The organism is Halothiobacillus sp. (assembly GCF_028710545.1).
Lineage (GTDB): Bacteria > Pseudomonadota > Gammaproteobacteria > Halothiobacillales > Halothiobacillaceae > Halothiobacillus.
On sequence record NZ_JAQTTX010000030.1, the window covers coordinates 25972 to 33448 of the forward strand.

At 59.4% G+C, this 7477-nt stretch carries 11 protein-coding genes and 1 pseudogene; 7 read left to right on the forward strand and 5 right to left on the reverse strand.

Annotation, left to right across the window (positions count from 1 at the left end):
- The first annotated feature begins 2 nt into the window (after positions 1-2).
- The 4 genes from trbK (at position 3) to PHD44_RS07605 (ending at position 2218) form a co-directional block, all read left to right on the forward strand.
- Entirely contained in the window at positions 3-239 is a 237-nt protein-coding gene (trbK, locus tag PHD44_RS07590) for an entry exclusion lipoprotein TrbK (protein ID WP_000718002.1), read from the forward strand.
- 10 nt (positions 240-249) lie between these two features.
- Positions 250-1677, forward strand: a complete 1428-nt coding sequence (trbL, locus tag PHD44_RS07595) for a P-type conjugative transfer protein TrbL (RefSeq protein WP_001405816.1) — start codon at positions 250-252, stop codon at positions 1675-1677.
- Positions 1678-1681: 4 nt separating this feature from the next.
- The gene (locus tag PHD44_RS07600) at positions 1682-1930 is read left to right on the forward strand and encodes a hypothetical protein (protein WP_000213809.1); all 249 of its coding nucleotides are present in this window, start codon (positions 1682-1684) and stop codon (positions 1928-1930) included.
- Positions 1931-1993: 63 nt separating this feature from the next.
- The gene (locus tag PHD44_RS07605) at positions 1994-2218 is read left to right on the forward strand and encodes a type I toxin-antitoxin system ptaRNA1 family toxin (protein WP_000211355.1); all 225 of its coding nucleotides are present in this window, start codon (positions 1994-1996) and stop codon (positions 2216-2218) included.
- Between the two features lie 36 nt (positions 2219-2254).
- Here the strand turns inward: PHD44_RS07605 and PHD44_RS07610 are convergent, their stop codons facing one another.
- The 5 genes from PHD44_RS07610 to PHD44_RS07630 form a co-directional block, all read right to left on the reverse strand.
- Positions 2255-2458, reverse strand: a complete 204-nt coding sequence (locus tag PHD44_RS07610) for a hypothetical protein (protein WP_000131871.1) — start codon at positions 2456-2458, stop codon at positions 2255-2257.
- Positions 2459-2572: 114 nt separating this feature from the next.
- On the reverse strand, positions 2573-3640 hold the full coding sequence (gene arsB / locus PHD44_RS07615) for an ACR3 family arsenite efflux transporter (RefSeq protein WP_001272375.1): 1068 nt from the start codon (positions 3638-3640) through the stop codon (positions 2573-2575).
- On the reverse strand, positions 3637-4143 hold the full coding sequence (locus PHD44_RS07620) for an arsenate reductase ArsC (protein ID WP_000140066.1): 507 nt from the start codon (positions 4141-4143) through the stop codon (positions 3637-3639). Before PHD44_RS07620 ends, arsB begins: the two co-directional genes overlap by 4 nt.
- Positions 4140-4907 (reverse strand): arsenical resistance protein ArsH, encoded by a 768-nt coding sequence (gene arsH / locus PHD44_RS07625; RefSeq protein WP_001239389.1) that lies wholly within the window; start codon positions 4905-4907, stop codon positions 4140-4142. Before arsH ends, PHD44_RS07620 begins: the two co-directional genes overlap by 4 nt.
- Positions 4904-5236, reverse strand: a complete 333-nt coding sequence (locus PHD44_RS07630; RefSeq protein ID WP_000447876.1) for a helix-turn-helix transcriptional regulator — start codon at positions 5234-5236, stop codon at positions 4904-4906. Before PHD44_RS07630 ends, arsH begins: the two co-directional genes overlap by 4 nt.
- A 147-nt stretch (positions 5237-5383) precedes the next feature.
- Here PHD44_RS07630 and PHD44_RS07635 point away from each other — a divergent pair, with 147 nt between their 5' ends.
- The 3 genes and pseudogenes from PHD44_RS07635 to PHD44_RS07645 form a co-directional block, all read left to right on the forward strand.
- On the forward strand, positions 5384-6121 hold the full coding sequence (locus PHD44_RS07635) for a recombinase family protein (RefSeq protein WP_001366550.1): 738 nt from the start codon (positions 5384-5386) through the stop codon (positions 6119-6121).
- A complete protein-coding gene (locus PHD44_RS07640) occupies positions 6118-6342 on the forward strand; it encodes a hypothetical protein (RefSeq protein ID WP_000743213.1) in 225 nt (74 codons plus the stop codon). Before PHD44_RS07635 ends, PHD44_RS07640 begins: the two co-directional genes overlap by 4 nt.
- 210 nt (positions 6343-6552) lie before the next feature.
- Positions 6553-7477: pseudogene (locus tag PHD44_RS07645) on the forward strand (IS91-like element ISVsa3 family transposase); the annotation flags it as partial.

Below are 7477 nucleotides of genomic sequence, written 5' to 3' on the forward strand. Positions count from 1 at the left end.
AGATGAAAAAAATCTTTTTTACTACCGCGGCTACGTTGCTGTTGTTGGCTGGATGTGAACAGGAAAGGATGCCCGAACCAAATGCGGCGACGTGTGCCCCCGATGCGTTCCAGGCAGCACTGAATGAAATGCGCAGCGAAGCGAACCGAGAGGCCTTTACCGAGGAATGCAGAGCATTCCAGAAGGCCAAGCAGATGCGTCAGTGGGAGTTCAAGCCCAGCCCTAAAGATGATTATTGAGGTGGTCGCCATGAGAAAGAAAATTGCTCTAGGTGGCTTGATGATGGTCGCCACAATGGTGCTGGCTGAACCTGCAATGGCGCAGGAGCTAAGTAGCAGCGGTGTTATGAATGATGTGCTCAAGCGTTTTCATGATGCTGCCGCAACATGGGGGCCAGCTATTGAGTCCGCTGCATCGCGTTTGTTCTGGACGCTGGTTGTGATTTCGATGGTCTGGACATTCGGCATGATGGCTTTGCGCAAGGCCGACATTGGCGAGTTCTTCGCGGAGTTCGTTCGCTTCACGATCTTCACCGGCTTTTTCTGGTGGTTGCTGACGAATGCGAACCAGGGCATGAATATCGCCGGTACGATTGTTCAGTCATTGCAAACTCTGGGCGCGCAGGCGGGGGGACTTTCCAATAGCAATCTTGGGCCCTCCAGCATCCTTGATCTTGGTTTCGAGTTATACAACCGCACAGTACAGGCCACCTCGGAGCTGGGATGGCGGCAGATGGCAACTGCTCTGGTCATGGAGCTAATGGCCCTGGCTGTTTTGTTTGTCCTGGCGTTGATTGCGGTCAACCTGTTGCTGTTGCTCGCATCAGCCTGGATTCTGTTGTATGCCGGTGTGTTCTTCCTTGGCTTTGGTGGAAGTCGTTGGACTTCCGACATGGCGATCAATTACTACAAGACCGTGCTGGGCCTGGCCGCACAGCTTATGGCAATGGTGCTTCTGGTTGCGATTGGCAAAGAGTTCATCAATCACTACTACACGCAAATCAGCGAGAACATGGCATCCCAGGAACTGGCCGTGATGTTGGTTATATCGGTCATCTTGCTTTTCTTGGTCAACAAAGTTCCGCCGATGATTTCTGGTCTTGTGTCTGGTGGTGGTATTGGCGCAGCCGGTGGAATTGGAAACTTCGGTGCGGGTGCGGCAGTTGGGGCGGCGGTGACGGCGGCCAGTATGGCAACTGGCGGCGCTGCCCTGGCAGGTAAAGCGGTTATGGGTGCCGCAGCCGGTGCAGCCGGAGGTGCAAGTGCACTCCAAGCGGCTTTTCAGAAAGCATCAGCGAGTATGGAAACCGGCGGTGACATGTCCAGCATGGGGTCAGTTGTCAGCAGTGGCGGAAACGGTGGTGGTGAAGCGGGTACTGCTGGCAGTAGCCCATTCGCCCAAGCGGCTGGCTTTGGTGACAGCGGCAGTAGCTCAAGCGGTGGCGGCTTTGCCAAGGCCGCGAAGCTGGCCACAGGCACGGCCTCCGAGTTAGCCAAGGGTGTCGGCTCTCAAGTGAAGCAGGGATTCCAGGAGCGAGTGAGCGAAACCACAGGCGGAAAACTGGCTGCTTCGATACGCGAAAGCATGGAGCCGAAAGAAGCAAGCCAATCTGGCCAGTTCGAGGGCAATAGCTTGGGCGCCGATTCTGGCCCAGATAGTAACGAAGTCAGGAGTTAGCACGATGACGACATCAACATACATGGCCGCATTGGCGGCCCTGGATGAAGCGCCAAGGGAAGAAGTCAGCCAGGTATTTATTTCGCCGCTGGGTGATCAATCGACCGAGGTCGATGCAGAGACAGAAACAGCCGCTTTTGTATCACGGCCAGACCCTATGAGAGAGAGCGAAACTAAGCCGATAAGTATTGAGGTTAATGGCGGCAGGAATGAGCGGTCAGCATTCGCGGAGGCGGCGGGGCTGTACCTGTAGGCGCACCGGGCTGGCCACAACCAGCCCGGCACTTTCAATCAACACCTACTGGAGAGGTGAATTATGACAACACAACATATTATCGAACCAGGGCAAGCAGTGCATCAAGCAGCGGCTATTCTTTCTTCTTTGGAGTACATCAACCAAGCGGAAGCGCGGAGCCTTGGGCCATTGGCCGAAGCCGTCGCTAATGCTTTTATGGTGGTGTACTACCAAGCTGAAACGGGCCGGGCGACACAGGCTGATTTTCAAGAAGCAATGAACGCCTTGCGCCAAGCGTGCAGCTAATGACGAAAGGGCGGCCACTCGAACTGGCCGCCTTTTTCAATCTTCACTGTTTGGCCATTCCCGACCCACAGACGGCGCATCCATCCATTCGCGTTCCTCCGGCGGCAGCGGGTAAGCCCCGGATGCTTCCGCGTCGGCCAGTAGTTCGGCCAGTGTGTAGCGCACCCGACCAGTGGAAACGGCGCGGGCCGGGTCGGCCTTCTCATGCAGCCTGTTCTCTAGGTTCTTTGGGTCTGTCATCGGGCGACCTCAGCAAGCATGGATACTAGGTGTTCCAGGTCAGTGATCGAATGCGCCAGGAAGCGGCCGGCGCGGCAATCTGCAATCATTTCCTCAGTTTTTTCCTACTCATGTTCAACCTCGTTCGTACCAGCTCTTCGAGCGATTCACCACGCGCACGACCAGCAGCATCACCGGCACTTCGACCAGGACGCCGACCACGGTTGCCAATGCAGCGCCGGAGTGCAGACCGAACAAGCTGATGGCGGCCGCCACGGCCAGCTCGAAGAAGTTGCTGGCACCGATCAGGGCCGAAGGACAGGCGACAGAGTGCTTTTCCCCCGCCCGCTTGTTCAGCCAGTAGGCTAACCCGGAATTGAAGAACACTTGAATCAAGATCGGCACGGCTAGCATGGCGATCACTAACGGCTGCCGGATGATGGCCTCGCCCTGGAAGGCGAACAGTAGAACCAACGTCAGCAGCAGCGCGGCCATCGACCACGGCCCGATCTTCTGCATGGCCCGTTCAAAGGCGGCCTGTCCTTGCTTGAGCAGATGCCGCCGCAAGAGCTGCGCCAGGATCACCGGCACGATGATGTAGAGCACGACCGAAATCAGCAGCGTGTCCCAAGGCACCGAGATCGAGGACATGCCCAGCAGCAGGCCGACGATGGGCGCGAAGGCCACGATCATGATGGCGTCGTTCAGAGCCACTTGCGAGAGCGTGAAAAGCGGGTCGCCGTTGGTAAGGCGGCTCCACACGAACACCATTGCCGTGCAGGGCGCGGCGGCCAGCAAGATCAAGCCCGCGATGTAGCTGTCCAGTTGATCGGCCGGCAGGAACGGAGCGAACACTTGTCGGATGAACAGCCACCCCAGCAGGGCCATCGAGAATGGCTTGACGGCCCAATTCACGAACAGCGTGACGCCGATGCCGCGCCAATGCTCTTTGACCTGGTGCAGCGCCCCGAAGTCGATCTTGACCAGCATCGGGACGATCATTACCCAAATCAGCAGGCCCACCGGCAAATTGACCTGGGCCACTTCCATGCGGCCTATGGCCTGGAACACGTCAGGAAGGCCCTGGCCGAGCGCAACACCGGCGACGATGCACAGGGCCACCCACAGCGTCAGGTAACGCTCGAAGCCGCTCATCGGGGCCTGGCGCGGCTTCGCGGCGATGGCCTGTGCGCCGGCGCTCATGCTTCCTGCTCGGTCTTGCCGATGTTCGCCAGCTCGCGCTTGATGGCCGTCTGGTCAAGCATTTTGAGAGGCAGATTCACGAACAGGCGGACGCGGTTCATCATGTGCCGGAAGGTTTGTTCGAAGGCCCGGCGCTTCTCGGCGTCAGTGCCTTCGACGGCGGCCGGGTCTTCAAATCCCCAATGCGCCGAGATCGGCTGACCAGGCCACACCGGACACATTTCGCCGGCGGCGTTGTCGCAGACGGTGATGATGAAGTCCATCTTCGGTGCGTCGGGCGTGGCGTACTCGTCCCAGCTCTTGCTGCGCAGATTCTCGGTCGGGTAATTCACCGACTCCACCTTTTCGACGGCGAAGGGATTGACCTTGCCGGTTGGGTGACTGCCGGCGCTGTAGGCGCGGAAGCGCCCTTGCCCCATCGTGTTGATGAGAGCTTCGGCCATGATGCTGCGCGCCGAATTGCCGGTGCAGAGGATGAGGACGTTATAGATTCTTTCGGTCATGATGTTTCGCTTTCTGGTAGTGGCTGGGGAGCAATGGCGATGGATGAAAGATCGGTGGCCTCGTCGATGACGTGGCCGGCCGCTTTCCGTTCGGAATAGCGGTCTGTCAGTGCTTCACGGTGCGGCCGTACCAGCGCCGTGAAGCGCACCAGTTCTTCCATCACATCGGCTATTCGGTCGTAGTACGGCGAGGGCTTCATGCGGCCCGCCGCGTCGAACTCTTGGAACGCTTTGGCGATACTCGACTGGTTCGGAATGGTGAACATTCGCATCCAGCGGCCGAGCAGACGCAAGGTGTTCACGGCGTTGAAGCTCTGCGAGCCGCCGGATACCTGCATCACGGCCAGGGTGCGGCCTTGGGTCGGCCGGATGCCGGCCATTTCAAGCGGCAGATGGTCAATCTGCGCCTTCATGACACTGGTAATCTGACCGTGGCGTTCCGGGCTGCACCAGACTTGTCCCTCTGACCACTCGGACAGGGCGCGCAGCTCCTTGACGGCCGGGTGATCGTCGCTTTGCACTTGATCGGGCAACGGCAAATCGGACGGGTCGAAGATGCGTGTTTCTGCGCCAAAGAATTGCAGCAGCCGGGCCGCTTCCTCGACGGCCAGCCGTGAGAACGAGCGGGCGCGCAGCGAGCCATACAGCAGCAGGATACGCACCGGCGGGGCGTCGGGTGCCAGCCCGAGCGCCGGGCGCTCGATGGCAAAGGATTTGTCCAAAGCGGGCAAAGAATCGGGGTCGGAAAGATGGCGAAGTCTCATGCCAACACCTTCCCGGCTTCCGTGGTGCAAGACAGGTTGCACACCTGGCCGCCGCAGCAGTTTTCCGTGAGAAAGGCCACCAGGTTAGTGGCCGTCGAAAAGTTCGCCTCGTAGATCACAAATCGGCCTTCTTGCCGCGACGTGACCATGCCGGCGTGTGCCAGCTCTTTCAGGTGGAAGGATAGCGAAGACGGCGGGATGCCGGCCGCTTCGCTGATTTTTCCGGCGGCCATGCCGGCGGGGCCGGCCTGGACGAGAAGCCGGAACACCGCGAGGCGCGATTCTTGAGCGATGGCCGCCAGGGCGGCTACAGCATTTATCGTTTCCATGTTTCAATAATAGTCGAAATATGGAGTGTGCTCAATAGCTCATTTAAGCTGTAAAAATGAGCTAGGCGCATTTAGATCGATATGTGATAAATTGGCCTGCCAGTTTAAGATGGGTGCATTTGAGTATGCCCAAAGGAGCCCGCAAGTATGCGCAGGACGAAGCCAGTAGCCGCGCCGATGGTGGCGCGGGTCTATCTGCGCGTCAGCACCGACGCGCAGGACTTGGAACGCCAAGAGGCGATCACTACGGCCGCGAAGGCCGCCGGCTACTACGTCGCCGGCATCTACCGTGAGAAGGCATCCGGCGCACGCGCCGACCGGCCTGAGCTGCTGCGCATGATCGGCGACCTACAGCCCGGCGAGGTGGTCATTGCCGAGAAGATCGACCGCATCAGCCGCCTACCTTTGCCCGAGGCCGAGCGCCTGGTGGCCTCGATACAGGCCAAAGGCGCACGCCTGGCCGTCCCTGGCGTGGTCGATCTATCCGACCTGGCGGCCGAGGCCCAGGGCGTCGCCAAGATCGTGCTGGAAGCCGTGCAGATCATGCTTTTTCGCCTGGCCTTGCAGATGGCCCGCGACGACTACGAGGACAGGCGCGAACGCCAGCGCCAAGGCATTGAGTTGGCCCGCCAGGCCGGGCGGTACAAGGGCCGCCGTGCTGATCCGAAGCGCCGCGCCCAAGTTGTCGCGCTGCGCAAGTCCGGCTACAGCATCAACAAGACCGCCGAGCTGGCCGGGTACAGTGCGGCCCAGGTGAAACGGATATGGGCCGAGGTCAGCCAGGCCGAAGCGAAGCAGCACGGCGCGTTCGTGGAGGACGCATTGACGGAAGCCGATGCCCTGGCCGCTGTCGGCCAGGATGAGCGCCAGGAGGAAAGGGCATGAAGAAGCCGAACCAAGACGACGAGCCGTTTTTCATCACCGAGGAGATTGCGGCCGAAATGATCGCCGGCGGCTATGAGTTCGAGCTGCCGCCCATTCCTTGCACCATCCGCCTACGCGACGTGCTGGAGCGCATGACCGATGCTGAGCTAGCATTGCAGCCGGGCGAGATCGCCGACCAGGAGCGTGAACGCTGCCGGCGCAAGCCGTGTTCAACCTCATGATCTGGTCATGGTATTTTTCATGGCACTGAGCCTGATAGTTCTTGCAAATTGTTGTCACTAAAGGGTTTTGTGTGCTTGTTTACAATCGAGTGGGAGTGACGGGCACTGGCTGGCAATGTCTAGCAACGGCAGGCATTTCGGCTGAGGGTAAAAGAACTTTCCGCTAAGCGATAGACTGTATGTAAACACAGTATTGCAAGGACGCGGAACATGCCTCATGTGGCGGCCAGGACGGCCAGCCGGGATCGGGATACTGGTCGTTACCAGAGCCACCGACCCGAGCAAACCCTTCTCTATCAGATCGTTGACGAGTATTACCCGGCATTCGCTGCGCTTATGGCAGAGCAGGGAAAGGAATTGCCGGGCTATGTGCAACGGGAATTTGAAGAATTTCTCCAATGCGGGCGGCTGGAGCATGGCTTTCTACGGGTTCGCTGCGAGTCTTGCCACGCCGAGCACCTGGTCGCTTTCAGCTGTAAGCGTCGCGGTTTCTGCCCGAGCTGTGGGGCGCGGCGGATGGCCGAAAGTGCCGCCTTGCTGGTTGATGAAGTACTGCCTGAACAACCCATGCGTCAGTGGGTGTTGAGCTTCCCGTTTCAGCTGCGTTTCCTGTTTGCCAGCCGGCCCGAGATCATGGGGTGGGTGCTGGGCATCGTTTACCGCGTCATTGCCACGCACCTGGTCAAGAAAGCGGGCCATACCCACCAAGTGGCCAAGACGGGCGCGGTCACCCTGATCCAGCGTTTTGGATCGGCGCTCAATCTGAATGTTCACTTCCACATGCTGTTTCTCGACGGTGTGTATGTCGAGCAATCCCACGGCTCAGCGCGTTTCCGCTGGGTCAAGGCGCCGACCAGCCCAGAGCTCACCCAGCTGACGCACACCATCGCCCACCGGGTGGGTCGCTATCTGGAACGGCAAGGCCTGCTGGAACGGGATGTCGAAAACAGCTATCTGGCCTCGGATGCGGTGGATGACGACCCGATGACACCCCTGCTGGGGCACTCGATCACTTACCGTATCGCTGTCGGTTCACAGGCGGGGCGAAAGGTGTTCACTTTGCAAACTCTGCCGACCAGTGGTGATCCGTTCGGTGACGGGATTGGCAAGGTAGCCGGGTCCAGCCTGCACGCCG